The sequence below is a fragment of the Glutamicibacter sp. GQ173 genome (assembly GCF_059759215.1).
This window is the reverse complement of record NZ_JCAXDT010000007.1, coordinates 113,209-132,788: the sequence shown is the minus strand read 5'-3', so window position 1 is coordinate 132,788 and position 19,580 is coordinate 113,209. Positions and strand designations below refer to the sequence as shown.

The window sequence follows — 19,580 nt, the reverse complement described above, 5'->3', positions numbered from 1 at the left end:
CGGGCACCTAGGTGCCGCACTGGCAGTTCCGCTCCGCCATGGCCAACGACCCGACCCAAGGCTAGGTTGACTGTGGGCATCGACCATCTCCTGGAGTGCGCCAGTACATCTGCACTGACCCAGCAAGCTACTCGATGCCGGACATCCTCGTATTAGACCTTTAGCTTTTCAGTGGCCCAAGACGACTCGATGGACGACGTCGTGTGTCAACTGGTAGAGAACGGGTCATCTTTGCATGCAAAATGTCCATAGATCTGACTCGGGACATACAGCCTGTTCCGTGACTATATCCGACAGCTGGATGGTTCCGGTGCCGTTCTGCACGATGGCGTCATCCTTAGGCAGTATCTGGGCACAAGAACCGCAGCCCTATTTGTCATGAGGACACCGCCTCAGGTGCGCAGAAGAGGGGTACCAAGAGACGCGTATCTTACGCTCTGTGCTTTCTGGGAATTCATATTTGTCAAGGTTCTACTGGTAGGTAAATTCTTCACAAACGCGAAATCCGAAACTATTGCGTGAATTTGATAGATTGTCCGACGCTCGGCCTATGATTAGCTAAACACGATCCGCATCGAATGTGGAACACTTCGACCTCGTTAGGGTTACTATTATGCTCAAAAAAATCAGTGTATCCGCGGATTATTGTTTTGGTGATAAACCTATTGAATTCTCGGACTTGGCGAAGGTTAATTTTGTTTATGCGCCGAACGGTTCTGGGAAGACGACGATTTCTAACGCCTTGGCGCAGCAACCGACAGGCGCTAGTAAACGTTCGACGTGGCCTACTGCTGAGACAGATTTCTCTATTCGGGTATTCAACGAGTCTTACCGTTCATCAATTCTAACTGAGTACGTTAACGGTATATTTACGATTGGCGAAGATTCAGCTCAGGCTAATGCTGAAATAGAGGCCTTAGAGAACGGGCGGACAGAGCGGCGCCGAGATAGAGAGCAATGGATTGCGCAAATTGGCTCGGACGATGACGAGAGTGCGGCGAGTGGACTAAAATCAGAAATTCTTAAAGAGAGGAACCTCGTTAAGAAATCAGTCTTCGATCATCATCGGAGCGTCCCGGAAGCTTTGAAAGAAGTGATCTTTAGAGGCTTTCGAAACGACAAGGAGAAATTCTTTGTTGAAACCCTTAGACGTCAGTCAACTATGTCCGAAATTCCGGATGATCTTGATTGGGGACAGCTGGATGAGCGCAGGTCGGCGCTATCTGGGGATCTGTCGGAGAGGGGAATCCTGCCTGTTCTCACCGTAGAAGCTCTTATTGAAAAAGATGAGATTGACTTACTGTTGAGAGATGAAGTATTTGCCACAGATGGAGAATTTGCAGAATTTATTCAACGTTTAGAAATCAGCGATTGGGTAAATGAGGGGCGAGCACACTTGTCGGATGAAGCGAACCTGTGTCCTTTTTGCCAACAGGGCCTCCCTGAAGGGTTCATGTCTAAGTTAAGTGGGTATTTCGCAGGTGGGTACGATGACATTCTGAACAAAGCCATGCAGGTTTCAGAGCGGGTTATGGACAGAAGCGCGCAAATCGGTGAGTACCTTGTTGAGCTCGAAACTCAGATTCAACGTGATGAATTGATTGAAGCGAAGCCGCTTAGCGAAACTATCGAGGCAATTAGATTGAGTGTAGGACTAATTGAGTCGAGAGTATCAGAGAAGCTTCGGCACCCTGCTCGCTCCGTCGACGTGGATGACGTTAAGCCAATGTTAAAGAAATTGAATGCGTTGGTAAGCGGCGAGAATGATTCGATTCGAAAACACAATGTTCTGGTTAGAAACTCGAGTACTGAGCTTCCAAAGTTGATCGATCAAGGCTGGGCGCTCTTTCTAAAAGAGCAAGAAGTGTTGAGCGCGTTACTTCGGTATGAGGGACAGCGCAAAAGGAAGCAGCAGCGTATAGATGAGTTGTCCAAGTTGGTCGAAGAGTGCGACCAAGCAGATGCTGCCGATATTGAGGCAATTGAAGGCCGCAAAAACTCGGTCTCAAACACAGTGGACGTTGCGCATCGAATCAACGCGCTACTCCACGCATTAGGATTCACGAGATTTAGTCTCCAAAGCGACGGGGGAGTTGCGGGTGGGTATCGCATACTTCGGTCCGATGGAACTTTGGCCTTCGAGTCTTTGTCAGAGGGGGAGCGATCATTTCTATGCTTCGCTTATTATCTCGAATCTTTATCAGGAACGTCCGTACCCGGCGAGGCTGCTGAGCCGGTTATAGCAGTTATCGATGATCCGATTTCCAGCTTAGACAGTGACACGCTTTTCATTGTCGCTGCATACATTCGTCAACTTGCGAAAAACGTTATTGAAGGAGTTGGGAACGTCGTCCAGCTCCTGGTACTGACTCATAATACACAATTCCATCATGAAGCCGCTTATACAGTAAACGACGCGAGAAGCAGTGACCGTAGTCATTATCGGATGCTTAAAGGGTTCGATGGATTAACCACGCTTAAGCATGATGGTACGCGTAGCATGATCCGTGGTAACTATGACATGTTGTGGCAGGCTGTTGTTGATATTGCCGGAGACGAGGATGAATCTTCGACATCGCAGGTGGGAGTATTCAATATTGCAAGACGAATCGTGGAAGGCTATTTCAAGACTGTAGGTTTGGCGCGTGACTTAGAGCGAGACGCAAAACTCACCGTACTGGAAGAGCGATTGGTTTCAATGTTTCATATATGGGCAAGTTCAGGGTCACATACTATTGTCGACGGCTTTGCACAATCTCATGACATCGGTGGAACACGGCGTTTTTTGCAGTTGTTGCAGTTCTTCTTCGAACAGCAAGGTCATGGCGCCCATTTTGACATGATGATTCGAGCTTCAGACGGGACTGAATTATTGAAAGACGGTTCAATTTTTGGGGGATCGTTAGTATAGTTTCGGCTCCGCTTCGATCATATGCAAGGAGCTGAGCAGAAGCACCTATCTAGATGTAAGCACTGTGGCCTGGTATCGATGTTGTAGTAAGATACCTGAACGGATGAATGCTCCACAACGCATTCTAGGTATCTGGCGCCCACTGCAGTCTTGAGTTTGCTTCTGTCGCTGAACAACGCATAATTCCAAGAACCTGCCGTTAAGGAATTCGGGTACTTGCAAGGCACGATACCTGCATCGTGCCGTCTAAACACGGTTAAAATGACGCCAATGACGGCAATATGGACAGGTTCAGTTCAGAGGGCTCCTTGCATATAGCCAGTGACCGGAACTAAAAATTGTTCGTTATGCGATGTAATTCGGCATGGTTCAATTCAGGAGAAATGTGTCTATGCGGAATAAGTCAGTGGCTGTCCAAGCCTTTCGTTTGTTCGGCATCAACGGATTTTGCCGCAAGATCATCTGGCAGTGAGCGACAGCCTGAATTGCAACGTTTCGGGATCGTACTCCATCACTGCATTTTTCTCGCGAACACCGTGGCTACCGTAGTCTCCTACGTTCCTTCGCATCTGCACATCTCCCAAGTCCGCAACGACGACTACTGCAACCAAATCCACTTCTTCGGCTTCGTCGTTTCGGCCCTCGGCGTCATCGTGAACTCAGAGCCACAAAACGTCTACCGCTAGCTCTTCGAACTGCGTACACCGAGCATTTCCTTTCTGGCGCAGTAAACCGCAGACTTCATCTCTGCCCCCGGTCATAAGGCACTGCCAGCGCGATCTGGTTCCGCGGGTGTTCCTACACCAATGCTTCTTGCTGGAAGACTCAAAGCTCGAAAACCAGGCCGAACCCGACGGTTACAGTCCGCGACCTGCTTCCCAGAGGTTGTCGGCAGTGCCGGTCAGCAAGGCGTTGAGAGAGACGGCCTGGGCATCGGTGAACGAGGCGATGTAGTCCACGATGGCCCGTGACTGGCCCAGGCGCTGCACCTCGTCTGGTCCGGCTTGGCGGAATAGCTCGGGGGATAGCTCGCGCAGGTTCCGGTACTCCTGCGTGGTGGCCTCGACCGAATCAAGCAGCCGACGCGGGGCGCGGCCGGCATCATCGGGATCATTGAGCCAGCCGTGAAAGCCTTCGGCCAGCGAGCGGATGATCCGGGTCTGCCCGCGCTGGTACACGGCCAAATCCGGGCGCTCGAGCACAAAGCGCGAGTGGACGAATTTCAGCACGATCACGTCATGCCAAGCCTCATCGCCCAACCGGACGTGGCCGCTGCGCACAGTGGGGGTCTGCTCGACAGTCACCGATGTCTGAAGCCGTTCGATCCAACGGCGGGTGAACGCGGTGACCGCGCGATCCGCTTCCAGCCCTCCGTCATAGGGAACAGCCAGTAGCCCGTCGACCAGGTCATGGCCCACCCGTTCCACGGATTCCCGGAATGCCTGCGCATTGGCGATCCATGGATCCTTGGCCAGCGCCCGCCGCCAGGTCTGCTCCAAGGCATGTCCCGGGCGCCGGGCATCGAGCTCTGCCTGCTTCAGCCGTCCCAGGCTCGACGAATGCTCCAGCCAGGCGCGCAATTCCGCCGAAACGCTGGTGTACTGCAGCACCCCGGCGCGGTAGAAGTCATCCAGATCATGCACGGCATAGGCAATGTCATCGGCGATGTCCATGACCGAGCTCTCAAGGGTCTGCTGGTGCTGGCCGATGTTGGGGAACACCGAGAGCACATCGGCCATCTCGTGGGCGTCGACATCGTAGGCCGAATATTTCAATGCCCCTGCCGCCGGGTCGGTCCCCACGCCGCGCGGCAGCATTTCCGGGGCTAGCGGGGCCAGGGCGCGCCATTCATTGCGGGTCCACGGGTACTTCAGTACGGCGGCGCGCACCGCGCGGGTGAGGTTCATGCCGCGGGCGGTGGCGTCGCAGCTGTCCAGTGCGGTGAGGATGCGGAAGGTCTGGGCATTGCCCTCGAAGCCGTCAGGCAGGTTCAGCGTTCCCCGGGCCACGCGGTCCAGCTCCAGCTCGCCGAGGTGCCCGAAGGGCGGGTGTCCCAGGTCGTGGGCCGCCGCGGCGGCCTGCACGACTACCGGATCACAGCCACCCAAATGGTCGATGAGTCTTCTAGTTGATTCATCAGCATTACGCAGTCGGATAGCGATGGAGCGGGCCACCGCCGAGACCTTCAGCGAATGGGTCAGTCGGTTGTGCACCAGGGTGCCGGAGCCTGCCTGCGGGATCACCTGGGTGACCGAGGACAGCCGGGAGAAGTAGGGGGAGAAGCGGATGCGCTCGATATCGATGCGGAACTCGTCCTCATCGTTCAGGCTCGGCTCGGCAATGGCGCGATCCCGCCCGCCGCTTTGGTGTGTCTTGGCCCTATATTCCATGGTAGAAACCAGCCTAGATGATCACCTGCTTAACGCCGTGTCAATTGATGATTCGGTTGGCGAGTTCTTCACCGTGCGCAAAGGCGATGACCTGGTTGACGGCCATTTCAGAGACCAGCGAGATGAACTGTCCAGTGTCTCCGGCCATGTGCGGAGTAATGATGCAATTTGGTGCGCTCCACAGCGCATGATTCGCCGGTAGTGGCTCAGGATCGGTGACATCCAAGGCAGCGTGCAGCCTGCCGGCTTGCAGTTCCGGCAACAGGGCGTCGGTGTCGACGATGGGCCCGCGTCCCACATTCACCAACAGTGATCCGTCCTTCATTGCCGATAGGAATTCGGCGTCGATGAGCTGCTCGGTTTCCCGGTTATGCGGCAGACAAACTATCACCACATCGGCAGTGGGAAGAAAAGCCAAGAGCGGGTCGAGAGAATAAATCGGATAGCCCTGCTCATGGACTCGTTCGGTGCGAGCAAATGACGTTAGCTCGGCAGGTTTGAACGGCATCAGCCGCGAACGGATTTCGCTGCCGACTCCGCCGGCACCGAGAAGCACTACCTTGGACCCGTGCAGCGAGCCGGTCCACGTCCTGGTCCACTGTCGCTCGCGCTGCTGCTGGCCGACTTGCGGCAGTTGGCGCAGGGATGCGAGGACTAGGGCGAGGCAGTGTTCGGCGGTGGCATCTTCCACGGCGCCCTTGGAATTGGTCAATGACACTTGTTCAGGAAGATGCTCCAGAACCCACTCGTATCCGATGGAGAGCAGGTGGACATGCTTCAGCCCCTTGACGCGGGAGACCCTTGAACGCAGCTGCGGATTGCTCGGACGTTCGGTAACTAGCACGTCGGCCTGTGGGGCGTCATTGGGGTCATCATTGATGTGCCAGAGGATCGGTTCAATTCCCGGAAGCTGCAGCCGGTCGACGAGATCCTGCCAAGGGAGCAATACACGTAATGCCATATGAAGAATGTCCTTTCGGGTGCTATGACTATTGTGTCCGTTGGCTGGTAGCGATGAAAAATCTGGTTACCGGCCCATTGCTCCGCATCAGTTATTCCAGATTGCAGATCAAATAACTAGTAGGGTGAACCCATGGCTCACAAAGGGATTGTCGGAACCACGACGCTGATGGCGCTTGGCTGGACGGTGTTTGTCCTTGGCCTCGCCGCACTATTCTTCGAGCCGCTGGTCGGCGCGCTGTTGGCGATCGCCGGCGCGATACAGGTCAGCGGGGGCATGATCACCGAGGCGTTGAACAGGAAGCGGGAGGCGTCCGCAGTACTGCAAAACAGCAGGGAAGACGAAATGCCTGCAATCGATTCGTAACCGCTCACCGCGCTCTACTGCCTCCGAGAATGGCTACGTCAGAGGTATGTGGCAGGCTGGTGAGTCTCTGATTAGAGGCTGATGGCGTACGACGTTGGGGTCAACGGGATCGGCAGCTGCCTTCTGGCCAGGGCAACAGATCGTCGCTTCCCAGTGAGCTAGACCTTGATCTTTATATGCGAAACGGTTGTGATGAGTTTTCTAGGCCTGTTTCTTCTTGCATAGCCATTCGTGTTTTGGTTGCAGAAAAGATCTAGAGTGAATCTGGCTTCTTCACCTTAACCTGATGTTTCGGACAGTTGCCGAACGAATTTCTCCAGTCTTGCCGACCGGGTCTTCTCGGTCTTGGCAATCATTAGCTGGTGCAGAATGTGATAACGCGGTTGGGACTTCAGCGCTTCGAAAGCGGCTTTGGCAGCCGGATGTACATCTAGAGCGCGCTGCAGATCTTCGGGCACTTGTGCGGTGGCCTGTCCTTGGTACGCACGGTCCCACCTGCCGTCGGTTTTCGCCTTATCGATTTCTGCTTGTCCACGAGGGCGCATCCTGCCTTGCATGATTAGTTCCTGGACGAACTGCGTATTCTTTTCAGACCAGACAGAGTCTTTGCGTCGCGGTGTGTAGCGCTGCAGGAACGTTGTTTCGTCGCGGCTTCGGCGCTGGCCGTCGATCCATCCGCTGCACAATGCCTCCTGTAGAGCGTCGGCAACCTTCAAAGAGGTCGGCTCGGTGGTTCCCTTCTTTGCTACGAGCAGCCACACTCCGTCGCTGGTTTCTTCGTTTTCATCAAGCCAAGTACGCCATGCGGCAACATCTTTGAGGATCAACGGGTTGTCATAGTCCATGGCAACTATTGTGCTGGCCATGAGCACTCCGCGCGAGTGCAATCTTGCCTAATCCAGATAAATCTTCGCTATGTGCGACTATCAAATCAGTGACTGGACGATATGCACGAACGATTCCAAAAAGCATTTGGATAGAGCTTTTCGGCGCAAAACAATCGTTCAGGGGAATGCAAAGACCGCGGATGAAGAGTGACTCTTCACCTGCGGTTTTCTAGCTTCTGAAGGTCGCGATACTGTGGGCCGAAACGTTGCTACCCTGAGCCGCGAGTGACGGAAATATCTATTTCGTGGGTATCAGCCACTCGCTGAATTGCTCGGATGGTCCAGACATCGGGTTTCACATCTCCATGGCCCAGAAGCATAGTGAAATAGCGGAATGTCACTTTGCCTAGCCCAAGGAAATCGAAGTATGCGTGACGGTGCGCATGATTTGATGGATCGAAATCTTGTGCGCCAGAAACGTTGTAGATCTCGAGATTGGCTAGGTTGTTGGCGACCTGCAGTGCCGCACGAGCTTTAGGATTGCTTGCTGTTACTCCGTTCCCGAGGACGTCCGTTATCTGGCTTTCGGTGAGTTTCAAGAATTCGTGGAGAACGCGGGCAGCGGCAGGGTAAGTGTCTTTGAATTTTTTCAGACGAGGGGCTAGACCCTTGCCATATTTCGTGGTGTATTGGGCACGAATTGAAAAGACCGCATCCAAGAGGGCCATGGGCAGATGATTCGGCCAACCGCCGGGGTATGCAGTGAGCTGTTGTTCTGTGAGGTTTCGGATATCTGCTCAGAAAAACTCGACTAGTCTGCTTGTATCTTCAAGACCCGCAGGCTGAATTGGAAATTGCACTGTCGATTTCCTTCTTTAATGGCTAAGAAGCAGCGTCAGAAACGACGAGCAGGGGAGTAAGAGGCATTAGGGAACGCCAGCGCTCAGGCAGCGCTGCATAGTGTTCCAAGACGAGTGAGACGATGTCTTCACCGGTGAGCAGACGCAGTCCTGGCCGTTGGCGTTCGAGTGCAAGAGCATCGCGGCTGTAGGCTCCGAGGGTCATGAACACTACGAGTTCTCCGGCGCCCTGGACACCGATGAGTTGCTGAACTTCGGGAGCGCCGATCGTGGCGGTCTTGTGTTTGCACTGAACCTTGATCAGGGGCGGTTCGACACCCAAGGGATCTTTGTGGGCAATGACATCGACGCCTCCGTCTTGGGAGTAGGCGGTGACGCGGGCTTGGTACCCAAGTGCCCGCAGGAGGTCGGCGGAGAATTCTTCGAACTGGCGGTGGCTTATGCGTTCTTGGAGTACTTCGAGGACGAAATCTCGGGTATGGCGTTCGATCCTGGACGCGCGGGGCTCATCGGACGCATCGTCATCGGCGGTGTTGCGGGCAGCAGCTTGTTCAACGACCGCGGTGACTTTTTCGACGTCTTCGGTGCGGGTTTTCAACGCGGCGAGGAATTCATGCGTGTGCTTGCTGACCTTGAAGAGCGTCAGTGCGGAACCGATTTCGTAGAGCGCTGGTTGGGTAAATATGGTGCGGGACAGCCCGATTTTCTTCCATTGCACTCTGCGGCGGTGACGGTGGGTCGGCGCTACAGAATCGAAATAGTAGTCGCTGTCCACGACGCCGATATTGATGGTGCTGTCCGGCTTGTACGGAGCGACGATGATGTCGCCGATCTGCAGCTCGTCACGGAAACGCAGGAGCACGCCGGCCCATGTCGGGATAGCTTTGTGGCGTTCTTCTGGGGTGATGCGGGCGAGTTCGGCTTTGAGTCCTTCGCGGCCGCCGGGGATCTGCGATAGATCATTGATGGTGTCCCAGCTGAGACTGACGAAGTTTTCCTTGGTCAGCTCGGTGGTAAGCGAGTCGTTGTGGAGGCCCCATATCTGCATGCGGTGTTCTACTTTCGCGAGTTTAGTTGTTACGTGCCTGCGTAGTTCTAGTCGAGGCGTCGTACGGTGAGGTTGGCGCCCTTTGCCCTATTGCACGGCCCGCAGAGGATCTGGAGATTTTCTGCGTTACTGCTTCCACCGCGCGAGACAGGGATGATGTGGTCGTATTGAAGTTCGGACGAGGAACCGCAATGGCAGCATTGGCCTCCGTCTCTTTGCACGACGAATAATTTGACCTCGTCGGGGATGCCTCGTCGCATCGCTGGCTGGTGTTTCAGATCTTGGAGTGCCACCGCGTTTTCTACTTTTCGTTGCCGCCGCAAACGGGATGCTTCAAGGACTGCGTAGATTTGGCTGGCTTTGAGATCGTCGAGATCGGAATAAATGTTGTTTTTGAAGAGCCAGTAGTTTTTGCCTTTGACCCGTGCAAGGACTTTTGGCTGTTCTAACTGGCGTGAAAGGAGGTGGTCGTATTCTGCTCTGGCGGCTTTTCGCAGAAGATAGTCCTTCTTTCCCAACGTGAGGACTAGCTTGCCTGAGGATCCCCAGAATCCCTTATCGAAACGAATGCGAGCAGTAGGTACCTTGTGAACCATTAGATGAACCCCATGATGTTCTTTTAGTTGTTTGTAGCAGTATATGTTTCTTGGGCGACAGGTTCTCTTTGCTAAAGGGCGATGGGCTCAAAGCGACTTCAGGTCGACATTTCAGTCTGTTGCTCGTCAATCCTGCGGTAGAGCGTGGCTCTGGACATACCCATGTCTTTGGCGACTTGGGCTGCCGGTTCGCCGGCCTGGATGAGTTTGGCTGCAGTGCGGATTTGGGATTCGGCGAAGTTCGGGCTGCGGCCGCCGAGATCCCTGCCAGTCGTGCGGCGTTTGGTAACGGAGTCATTGATCCGTTCGCGTTTGATCTCTAGTTCCATTTGGGCGAGTGCGGGCATGACGGTGAAGACCGTGTCGCCCATTGGGGTTTTGGTGTCCACGTCATCGCCGCCGAGGTTCAGCATCCGTAGCCCGATATTGCGCTCGAGTAGCTCTTGGGCGAGGTCGAGCATCTTCTGAGGGCGTCCGAGCCTGTCCAGGGTAGTAATCACGAGGGTGCCGTTCGGGTACAGCGCGTCGAGTGTTATGTCCTGTCCGGGGCGTTTGGCCAGTGCTCCGGAGAGTCCATGGTCGATGTAGGGATCATCTCGACGGACGCCGGTGGCGAGCAGGTCCTGGCTTTGTCGATCGGCATCTTGGGCTTTGGTGGAAACGCGGGCGTAGCCAATGAGCTTGGTCATTGGTCCTTCAAAAGTGTCTCGCCACTGATGGTGTAGACAAGATTCTACGGCAGCGGTTGCGACACATGGTTACGAGAACTCTGAGCCGTTGGTTTTACGCGGATTTTTCGATGGAGGAGCGGTGCGCGGTGAGATGTCTTGCAGTCTATCGGGTTCGATACAAGCGATAATATTACGGTGAGTGCCAAGGTCAGCGCGGGGGTAGTTGTCAACGATTCCCCTCCATTCCGTGAACCAGATTGGCGAGGTGCAGCATTACTATGGAGCTGTGATGAACTCATTTGGAATGAAGCTCGGGGACACAGCTATTGGGTTGGTGTATGACGGGATTGAAGAAAATGAACTGCTCTATGGGCAGATGATCATAGATGAATACTATGGTCCGTTGCTTGTCGTATCGTTCCCAGATGACATCTTCGGGGAAAAGGATCCACGCTGGTGGAAGCAAGATGATGTCATCCCGGAAGTGTTGTGTTTCCGTTCAGTTGAAGGGAGTGCGTCTTTCCTTGATTGCGTAGTTATTAGACGAAAGCGACGTTTTTCCGGTGTCTCGGAGATTACGATGCGCCCGGCGACAGTCATCTATGATTTGGTCTCAAAGACTAACGAAGGGCCGCTTGAAGCAACTCAAGTTACTTCTACTATTGAATATTTAGGTGAATGGCTTGATCAGGGAAGTATGACATCTCGGCTGGAACAAGATGGTTCGGGAAAAGCAGTAGCATACGAAGTTCGTGTGGAGACGTCATCAAGCAAGAATCTCACTCTTTCGAACATGAGTGTAGAGCTATCCACTCCTTGGCGAGGGCGTTCTAATCATGGCCAGGCAAGCATTGAAACTAACGGTCAGATAAGTACCAACGCAAAGCGTCCACTCCCCGTGGATGATCATCTGAATGTTCATAAGCGTTTACGCGATTTCTTGGTTATCTCCACAGGCAAGCCTGTAAAGATCTCTGGTCACAAGCTGAACTTTGAGGTGGAAAGCGACTCGCTAGAATTTACGCATTTCAGTACCGCTCGTGAACAGTTCGCTACTGAACATGACGTGCCCCGCGGCGTGGATCATTTGATTGATTTTAATGAAGTGGTGACATCAAAATTAGAGGCGTGGCTAGAAACTGATTCTTCACTTGCTGGTAAAACCGGAGCCCTTATTCAATTGCTCGAACGAGAGCATTTCACTAGTACTGATCGAGTGATCTATGCGGGGATGACTGCAGAGAGCCTGGGTAAAGAACTGCCTCCGGTTCTCGGCGATACATTCACATATAGTGGGTGTCCCACCGCGAACTCTCCCGGGAAGCCGACCCAATACACATACGTATTACGATGCATTGCGCATTCGAGGTTGAATTTTACCAACTCTCCATTGAGTATCTACGAGGCGAGTAAAGCAATCGCCCAAAACTACAATAAAACTAAACACTACGAACCCGCGAAGACGCCGGAACCTTCAGCGTCGATAATTCTAGGCAGAGTTCTTGCTGTAGCCCTTCGAAAATTGATGACCCGGGCGGTGCGCGCCAGGCCGCCAATGTTCTATCCGGAGCCCGATGACCGCGAAGCACGTTATGCAGTTGGAGCGCTCGAAAACATAGGGCTGGATGAAAACGGATGGCCGCGCTATAGGGTCGTTACAGAAGATATCGAATCCTAATGCCCTTGCGATAACGATGTTTTTGCAACATAGTTTTCGGCACTGGGTTTTTCTACGATCCTGACGGAGAAATCTGTTGTTATTTCAGGCCGCCCGTTTTCCGTATCTCGTCTCATGAAGAATGTGTCAAAACGACCGTCATAGGCGTGCGCATAATGACCGATGAGGGTGGTGGCGAAGTACTGGCGCGTCGGATCCAGCACTCCAGCGCATGCCTTCTTTCTTGCCCTCGAACAGCGCCGCACTTTCCAGCTTCCAATGCGATCGCAAGGTCTAGGCAGTCAGTTCTTATCACTACCTGTGGAAGGTCGAAAGGTCGATCAGGGCGACAGTGTCAGCACTGCGGGCCAAGTGGGTACTCTGCCGTGAAAAGGATTCAATTGCTGTTCAGATTCCGGCAGATTTTTAATCGGTGGTCTACGACTTGCCAATGGGTCGCTAGACAATAGTAAGAGGCAGAGGTGGTCTCGAATATTCCTTGGTTGACTAGGCTCGCAGGCAACGAGTTTTATGTGAAAAAATTTCTTTGTGAATGTTCGGGTAATGAGCTAGATTTAGCCTAATCATCAATTCGTGGGCACGGGACAGAGCAGCTTTGGCAATAATTGCTAATTAATTCTGTTGTGAGGTTCTTGCGTCGATTCGCACTCTTTGAAGCAGGATAATTGAAAACTAAATTAAGCGCGGCAGTAATGTCCACGGCACTGATCACGGGATTGACGCTTAGCGGCCCGGCAGCAAATGCAGAAGTGATTTCGGATGAGGTTATCTCTACCCCAACGGAATCGTCAACGTCAGCAGACGCACAGGCGGAACCAGTTGCGTCTCAGTCTCCTGTAGCGGACTTCGTTGAATCCGAGGAAAGCATCCTTCCAACTGAGCCAGAGACGATGCTCGATGTCGACGAGTCCATTGAGGCAGAAACGTCGGAACCTGCCAGCGACCCGGCAACCGAGTCCTCGGCTGCTCCAATTGCTGTTTCCGATGCGGACGAAGAACCAGAACCCGCGGTGACGGAATCAGCTGCTTCGGCAGAATCTGACGCTGCACCTGAGCTCACTGCTGAAGTTAGTGAGTCGGCCAAGCCCACCGAAACGTCGTCGGACGTCGCAGTCGAGGATGAAGACCCTCGCTGGGCTCAAATTGACGCGCTGATACCTGAGGGCAGCGAGGATTGGGACGAAGCTCAGTGGGAAGCTTTCGATCAGACTGAAGCCGGGCAGGAGATGAACCGGCTTCTTGATGAATTGCTTGTTGAAGATGACTTCTGGGATGAAGAATTCGAGCTTTCGGATGAAGAGCTGGCGTTCTGGGAGTCCATTACCGATCTTCTTCCCGAGGAAAGCTTCGACTGGGATGAAGCTCAGTGGGAAGCTTACTTCAGCACTGACCAAGGCCTCGAACTCCTTGACTTGATGCTGCCCTTCATCGCCGAAAGCATCGAAAGCGATGAAGACGCCGCTGAGTTCCAGGCGTTCCTCGAAGAAGTATTTGCCCACGATCCCGAACTGCGAGCGTACTACCTTGAGCTGTACTTCGGCATTCAGCCGGAGACTGAAGGCGAAGGTTCGGGAGGTACAGTAACCGAAGAGGAAACAACTCCATCCGAAAGCGAGTCTCCAACGGCTAGCGCCGAAATCAAGCCAGCAGGTGAAATTAGCAAGTCTCCTGCAGCCGAGAAACAGTCCACCTCGAAGGCTGCCGGTTCCACCGCGCCAGTACTGGCAAACACCGGCCTTGATGGTTCTTCAGCTGCAGGGCTAGGACTTCTCATGGCCCTGGCTGGTGCAGTCGTTGTTGCTCTGGGCCGCCGGAAATCGGCCAAGCATTAGCTCGGCGAGATATTACTGGCGAAATGCCAATTGAAGCTGTTCGGCCACCGTCTTCGAGGCGATGGCCGAACAGCTTCAATTCTTTATTTGCGAGTTTTCATCCAAGCGGTGCCAAGCGCGGTTGTGGTAAACCAGTCCGTTGCTGGGCTGGCCGGGTTCGCTATCGCGTTCAATGTGCGACTCAAGGGCGCGCGCGACAAAGACTGTGGACGTTCCTGCCTGAACCCGCTCGATGACCGCGCAACGAACCCAGGCCCGGACGCCATCAAATACCGGTTCGCCGGTGCTCAACCTTGACCACGTTTGCTTCTGTGCGAAGCGGTCGATGCCACTGGTTGCTCCCAATTTGGCCACCTCGATGTCATGCGCATCCAAGCTGTGAACGACAAGAGATGTTGCGCGGGTGAGCACTTTGGCCGCCGAGGACAGTGCAGAAATCGAGAAGACGAGCAATGGCGGATCAACGCTGATCGAAGCCACGGACGTCGCCGTGAGGGCAACTGGTCCGTCGCCGGCATCGGCGGTTATCAGGCTGACGCCACCGGGGTGCCCGCGGAAGATCGCTTTGAAGTCTTCCGTGGGCAACGATGGTGTCGCCGATTCTGTCACTTCAGACGCGGGCACCAACAAGCTCCTCGCGCAGGATGCCAGCCCCTGCGCTGAGCGCACTGAGCTTGGCCAGGGCCACCTCGCGGCGGAACGGGGCCATGCCGCAGTTGGTGCTGGCGATCAGCTTGCCGGCATCGACAAATTCGAGTGCGTTGCGCAGAGTCTGCGCCACTTCCTCGGGTGTCTCCACAGCGTCATTGGCCACGTCGATGGCTCCGAGCATCACTCGCTTGCCGCGCACCATTTCGACGACCTCAAGCGGGACATTCGAGTGGTGGGATTCGAGTGAAACGGTATCGATGGAGGAAGCCTGCAATAGCGGGAAGGACTTCTCGTAGTGGCGCCATTGGGCACCTAGAGTCGCTTTCCAGTCATTGTTCGCCTTGATGCCGTAGCCAAAGCAGATGTGGACTACGGTCTCGGCTTTGAGTCCCTCGCAGGCGCGCTCCAAGGCAGCGATGCCCCAGTCGGCCACCTCATCAAAAAAGACGTTGAAGGCAGGCTCGTCGAACTGGATGACATCCACCCCGGCGGACTCAAGCTCGCGGGCTTCCTGGTTCAGGATGGTCGCGAATTCCCAGGCCAGCTTCTCGCGGCTGCGGTAGTGCGCATCGTACAAGGTGTCGACCATGGTCATGGGGCCAGGAAGAGTCCACTTGATCTGCTTGTCAGTACAGGAGCGCAGGAACTTCGCGTCCTGAACGAATACCGGCTTTTCGCGCTCTACGGCACCGACGACGGTGGGAACACTGGCATCGTAGCGGTTGCGGATGCGCACGGTCTCGCGCTTCTCGAAGTCGACACCGCTCAGGTGCTCGATGAAGGTGGTGACAAAGTGCTGGCGGGACTGCTCGCCATCGGAAATGATGTCGATGCCGCGCTGGGCCTGCTCGAGGACCGCAGCGCGCATGGCGTCCTGCTGGCCTTCGAGCAATTGCGCGCCCTCAAGCTTCCAAGGGGACCAAAGTTTTTCAGGCTCGGCAAGCCATGACGGCTTGGGCAGGCTTCCAACAATTGACGTGGGGATAAGCGGGGAAGTCATAGGGGAATCTTTCTGGATCTTAGGCGACGGGTGTCGGGCAGGAAGCGGACCACTGATCGAGCAGTTGGCGATTAGGGATGATGAAATGCTCTTCGGTGAACTTGCCTTGGATCTTGCCCAGTTGGGTTCGCTCTTCGCGGTCATAGAAGACGCGGGTGGGGGAGAAATCTTCGGCGCCAAGGCTCGGGTGGTACACAGCCGGTGCCGCCGAATTGGCGTTGTAGATCTCCGGGCGGTAGATCTTCTGGAATGTCTCCATGGTGCTGATCAGGCTGATCAGCTGCAGATTGGTGTAATCGTTGAGCAGGTCGCCGCGGAAGTAGAAGGCCAGCGGCGCAACGGCGCCCGGCGGCATGAAGTAGCGCACGCTCAAGCCCATTTTTCCGAAGTATGCGTCGGTCAAGGAATTTTCATCCTGTTGGTATTCCAAGCCGAGCACTGGATGGCTGTTGCCGGTGCGGAAATAGGTTTTGGAAGTCGAGACGCTGATGCAGACCACCGGCAACTGGGCAAAACGCTCACGGTACGCCTGTGAGTTCAAGAAATGCTGGAAGAGCTGCCCATGGAGATCGCCAAAATCTTCCGGAAGCACCGGGGCTCCGCTGTCATTGCACGAAGCTGGAAGCACCACGCTGAAGTCGTAATCGCGGACATAAGAAGAAAAATTATTGCCGACCATGCCCTGGGACTGAGTACCCGTGAGTTTATCCACGATCGTGGTTTCAAGCACTTCTAAAAGTGGAAATTCCTGATCGGTATTATCGGCAGAAAAATGCACATTTGCAGAAATGATTTCCAATTCAAGAGAATAGCGGTCGCCTTGGGGATTGTCCCAGTGAGCCAGGGAATTGAAACGGCGATTGATCATCGTCAGGGCATTGCGAAGGTTCTCTTCGCGGCGCTCCCCGCGCGCCAAATTGGCGAAGTTTGTCGTGGTTCGAGAATTCGCAGAAGGGGAGTAATTCTCGTCGAATCTGGTGGTGCTAATGCTGAAATTTAATGCGTCTGCCATGATGGCCAATCTGTATTTGGGAGGCCTGGGCAGGCCGAGGGGAAGTCGTTGCGTCAATCATGCAGGGTGATTCTTGATATCAGGTAACTCGATATAACTATGGATTCATATAGACTCTGGCTATGGTTCAGGGAACAAATGGCTTGACACTGCAGCAGCTGCGCTATTTCGTGGCGGTGGCCTCCGAGGGATCCATCTCCGCCGCCGCCGACCTGATTTACGTCGCGCAGCCCAGCATGTCGGCGGCGATGAAGGAACTTGAATCCCGGGTGGGACGCACCTTGCTGATGCGCTCGGCCAGGGGAGTGACGCTCACCGCCGAAGGCGCAGAATTCCTCGGCTACGCCCGGCAGGTGCTCGAGCAGGTGGAGCTTCTTGAGCACCGCTACCTCGGCCGCCCCGCCGCCAGGCGGCTGCTGGGCGTCTCCACCCAGCACTACTCCTTTGCTGTGGATGCCTTTGTGCGCATGGTCCAGGCCAGCGGCGCCGAGGAATACCAGTTTTCGCTGCGCGAGACCCGCACCGAAGAAATCATCGAGGACGTGCGCACGCTGCGCAGCGACATCGGGATTCTCTACCTCAACGACTTCAACCGGAAGGTCATCGACAAGCTGCTGCGCGAATCCCGGCTGGTCTTCCACCCGCTGTTCCTGGCCGACCCGCACATCTTCATCTCGCGCAGCAACCCGCTGGCCACCCGAAGCCAGGTCACGCTCGAAGACCTCGAAGACCTGCCGCGGCTGACCTTCGACCAGGGAGCGAATAATTCCTTCTACTTCGCCGAGGAGGTGCTCTCCACCCGCTCCAGCCAACGCGAAATCCAGGTCTCGGACCGCGCCACGATCTTCAACCTCATGATCGGCCTGGGCGGGTACACGATTTCCACCGGCATCATCAGCGACGAGCTGGATCCCTCCATCGTCGCCATCCCGCTGGCGATCGAGGAGCGCATCGAGATCGGCTGGATCGGCCACGCCGCGATCCCGCTCACCGACCAGGCCCAGCGCTATCTGCAAGAAGTCCGCACCGTGGTCGCCAGCTTCGGCGTCGAGGTGCTCGGCTGAGCCGCCCCAGGCGTAACTCTCGGTCATCGAGCGCCGGTCCATCGTCACAAACTTCCAGCAGAACCCCTAAATCGCAACCAATCAGCCCAAAAGCTCGCGTCATAAAGTGATGCCAGCCACCGCGTCATCATGACAACGAGAAGTCATATGAAGCCTGGCGGCCTTGTATGAAGCGCAGGGCTGTTGGCCGCTTGCGCCGTCTGCGAGCCATGGTCAACCATGGAAGAACAACAAACCATCAAGAGCGACTAAGAGATCTGGCTCGTTGACGTCGCAGCAACCATCGGGAAACCGAAAGGTGCTAATGCCAGGAACGATGGAGCAGTTCCGAACGCGCTTTCGCGCTGTGCTTCGTGCCTTTGCACGATGCCTAATCGGTGCACTCCCTCGCAGAGAATCGAGGAGGAGCTATGAGCCAAGGAACCGACGCGGTCCACGCCGGATATCGCCCGAGCGGAGACTTCCGCCCGATGCTGCCGCCGCTGCACAATTCCGCAGCCTACCAATTCCAGTCGCATGCCGAGGCGATCGAGAAGTTCGCGCTGCGCCAGGCCGGTTTCACATACTCGCGCACCGGCAACCCCACCGTCTCGATTCTCGAGCAGCGCGTGGCCGCGCTGGAAGGCGGAGCCCAGGCGGTAGCCACCGCCACCGGCCAGTCCGCCGTGGCCTTGTCCCTGCTGGCTCTGACCCAGGGACCCAAGCACATCGTGGCCTCCTCCTCGCTCTACGGCGGCACCGTGGACCTGTTCACCGACACCTTTGCCGACTTCGGCATCCGCATCAGCTTTGTGGATCAGGCCGATCCCACCGCCTGGGCCGGCGCCATCGAAGAGGACACCCGCGCCTTCTTCCTGGAGTCCGTGTCCAACCCGCTGTGCACCGTGGCCGATCTGCCCGCCATCGCGGCGATCGCCCACGAGCACAACATCCCGGTGGTGGTCGACAACACCCTGGCCACCCCGCTGAATGTGCGGCCGCTGGACTTCGGCGCGGACATCGTGGTGCACTCGGCCACCAAGGGCCTGGCCGGACACGGTTCTGTTTTGGGCGGGATCGTCGTGGACTCGGGCAAATTCGACTTCTCCGACACCGCCCGCTGGCCGCAGATCGCCGCACCGCGGGTGCGGCTGAACAACACCTCGCTGCTCGAACGCCACGGATCCGCTGCCTACGCGATGCTGGTGCGCTCCAAATTCCTGCACGATTTGGGCCCGACCCTGGCCCCGGCCAGCGCCCAGGGGATCCTCGCCGGCATCGAAACCCTGCCGGTGCGCGCCGCCCATGTGCAGCGCAGCGTCACCACGCTGATCGGCGAACTCCTGGCGCACCCGGGCATTGTGGCCATCCACCACCCCTCGCTGTCCACCCACCCGAGCCACGAGCTGGCCAAGAAGATCACGCCCAAGGGCACCGGCTGCGTGCTGGCCATCGAGCTGGCCCACCCCACACTGGTCTCCCCGCTGATCGACGGGCTCAAGCTGATTTCGCTGGCCGCCAATGTGGGGGACACCCGCACCATGATTTCGCACCCGGCCACCATGACCCACTGCCGGCTCTCCGAGCAGCAGCTGGCCGCCGCCGGGCTGAACACTTCCACCCTGCGGCTCTCGGTCGGCCTGGAAGACCCCGCCGACCTGCTCGCAGATCTCACCGGGGCACTGGATCACGCCCTGGCCCAGGCCCTGGCCCCGCAAACCCAAGGAGCATGAG

General features: G+C 55.8%; 17 protein-coding genes and 1 riboswitch. Of the genes, 7 read left to right on the top strand and 10 right to left on the bottom strand.

Translation table 11 applies throughout. From position 1 onward, the window contains the following. The first annotated feature begins 613 nt into the window (after positions 1-613). On the top strand, positions 614-2,911 hold the full coding sequence (locus AC6CHO_RS12470) for an AAA family ATPase (RefSeq protein ID WP_498215313.1): 2,298 nt from the start codon (positions 614-616) through the stop codon (positions 2,909-2,911). Between the two features lie 536 nt (positions 2,912-3,447). Continuing rightward, a complete protein-coding gene (locus tag AC6CHO_RS12465) occupies positions 3,448-3,597 on the top strand; it encodes a hypothetical protein (protein WP_498215312.1) in 150 nt (49 codons plus the stop codon). Between the two features lie 171 nt (positions 3,598-3,768). Here the strand turns inward: AC6CHO_RS12465 and AC6CHO_RS12460 are convergent, their stop codons facing one another. Then, positions 3,769-5,301 carry a deoxyguanosinetriphosphate triphosphohydrolase family protein gene (locus AC6CHO_RS12460; protein ID WP_498215310.1) on the bottom strand — a complete coding sequence of 511 codons (1,533 nt, stop codon included), beginning with the start codon at positions 5,299-5,301 and terminating at the stop codon, positions 3,769-3,771. Between the two features lie 40 nt (positions 5,302-5,341). Next, the gene (locus AC6CHO_RS12455) at positions 5,342-6,262 is read right to left on the bottom strand and encodes a 2-hydroxyacid dehydrogenase (RefSeq protein ID WP_498215308.1); all 921 of its coding nucleotides are present in this window, start codon (positions 6,260-6,262) and stop codon (positions 5,342-5,344) included. A 132-nt stretch (positions 6,263-6,394) separates the two neighbouring features. Between AC6CHO_RS12455 and AC6CHO_RS12450 the strand changes: the two genes are divergently transcribed. Next, positions 6,395-6,628 (top strand): hypothetical protein, encoded by a 234-nt coding sequence (locus tag AC6CHO_RS12450; RefSeq protein ID WP_498215307.1) that lies wholly within the window; start codon positions 6,395-6,397, stop codon positions 6,626-6,628. A 278-nt stretch (positions 6,629-6,906) separates the two neighbouring features. Here the strand turns inward: AC6CHO_RS12450 and AC6CHO_RS12445 are convergent, their stop codons facing one another. From AC6CHO_RS12445 to AC6CHO_RS12425, 5 genes are all read right to left on the bottom strand, one after another. After that, complete coding sequence (locus tag AC6CHO_RS12445) at positions 6,907-7,473, bottom strand: YdeI/OmpD-associated family protein (RefSeq protein ID WP_498215305.1); 567 nt, start codon at positions 7,471-7,473, stop codon at positions 6,907-6,909. 251 nt (positions 7,474-7,724) lie between these two features. Then, complete coding sequence (locus tag AC6CHO_RS12440) at positions 7,725-8,246, bottom strand: DUF8548 family protein (protein ID WP_498215493.1); 522 nt, start codon at positions 8,244-8,246, stop codon at positions 7,725-7,727. A 91-nt stretch (positions 8,247-8,337) separates the two neighbouring features. Then, positions 8,338-9,363: a restriction endonuclease gene (locus AC6CHO_RS12435; RefSeq protein ID WP_498215304.1), complete on the bottom strand. Its 1,026-nt coding sequence runs from the start codon at positions 9,361-9,363 to the stop codon at positions 8,338-8,340. A gap of 47 nt (positions 9,364-9,410) precedes the next feature. Further along, complete coding sequence (locus tag AC6CHO_RS12430) at positions 9,411-9,959, bottom strand: HNH endonuclease (protein WP_498215302.1); 549 nt, start codon at positions 9,957-9,959, stop codon at positions 9,411-9,413. A 98-nt stretch (positions 9,960-10,057) separates the two neighbouring features. Beyond that, positions 10,058-10,648: a recombinase family protein gene (locus tag AC6CHO_RS12425; protein ID WP_498215300.1), complete on the bottom strand. Its 591-nt coding sequence runs from the start codon at positions 10,646-10,648 to the stop codon at positions 10,058-10,060. A 229-nt stretch (positions 10,649-10,877) separates the two neighbouring features. Here AC6CHO_RS12425 and AC6CHO_RS12420 point away from each other — a divergent pair, with 229 nt between their 5' ends. Both AC6CHO_RS12420 and AC6CHO_RS12415 read left to right on the top strand, forming a co-directional pair. Continuing rightward, the gene (locus AC6CHO_RS12420; protein ID WP_498215298.1) at positions 10,878-12,308 is read left to right on the top strand and encodes an ApeA N-terminal domain 1-containing protein; all 1,431 of its coding nucleotides are present in this window, start codon (positions 10,878-10,880) and stop codon (positions 12,306-12,308) included. 665 nt (positions 12,309-12,973) lie between these two features. After that, on the top strand, positions 12,974-14,140 hold the full coding sequence (locus AC6CHO_RS12415; protein WP_498215296.1) for a hypothetical protein: 1,167 nt from the start codon (positions 12,974-12,976) through the stop codon (positions 14,138-14,140). A gap of 75 nt (positions 14,141-14,215) precedes the next feature. Here AC6CHO_RS12415 and AC6CHO_RS12410 read toward each other — a convergent pair whose 3' ends face one another. From AC6CHO_RS12410 to AC6CHO_RS12400, 3 genes are read right to left on the bottom strand one after another with little or no spacing between them, the layout of a single operon-like run. Next, the gene (locus AC6CHO_RS12410) at positions 14,216-14,764 is read right to left on the bottom strand and encodes a flavin reductase family protein (protein ID WP_498215294.1); all 549 of its coding nucleotides are present in this window, start codon (positions 14,762-14,764) and stop codon (positions 14,216-14,218) included. Further along, a complete protein-coding gene (locus tag AC6CHO_RS12405) occupies positions 14,751-15,791 on the bottom strand; it encodes a methionine synthase (RefSeq protein WP_498215292.1) in 1,041 nt (346 codons plus the stop codon). The genes AC6CHO_RS12410 and AC6CHO_RS12405 overlap by 14 nt, the downstream gene beginning before the upstream one ends. Positions 15,792-15,810: 19 nt before the next feature. Then, complete coding sequence (locus AC6CHO_RS12400) at positions 15,811-16,803, bottom strand: DUF1852 domain-containing protein (RefSeq protein ID WP_498215290.1); 993 nt, start codon at positions 16,801-16,803, stop codon at positions 15,811-15,813. A gap of 122 nt (positions 16,804-16,925) precedes the next feature. Between AC6CHO_RS12400 and AC6CHO_RS12395 the strand changes: the two genes are divergently transcribed. Both AC6CHO_RS12395 and AC6CHO_RS12390 read left to right on the top strand, forming a co-directional pair. Continuing rightward, a complete protein-coding gene (locus AC6CHO_RS12395; RefSeq protein ID WP_498215288.1) occupies positions 16,926-17,867 on the top strand; it encodes a LysR family transcriptional regulator in 942 nt (313 codons plus the stop codon). 232 nt (positions 17,868-18,099) lie between these two features. Next, positions 18,100-18,190: riboswitch (SAM riboswitch) on the top strand. Between the two features lie 87 nt (positions 18,191-18,277). After that, positions 18,278-19,579, top strand: coding sequence for an O-acetylhomoserine aminocarboxypropyltransferase/cysteine synthase family protein (locus AC6CHO_RS12390; RefSeq protein WP_498215287.1), 1,302 nt, complete (start codon positions 18,278-18,280; stop codon positions 19,577-19,579). The last annotated feature ends 1 nt before the right edge of the window (position 19,580 follow it).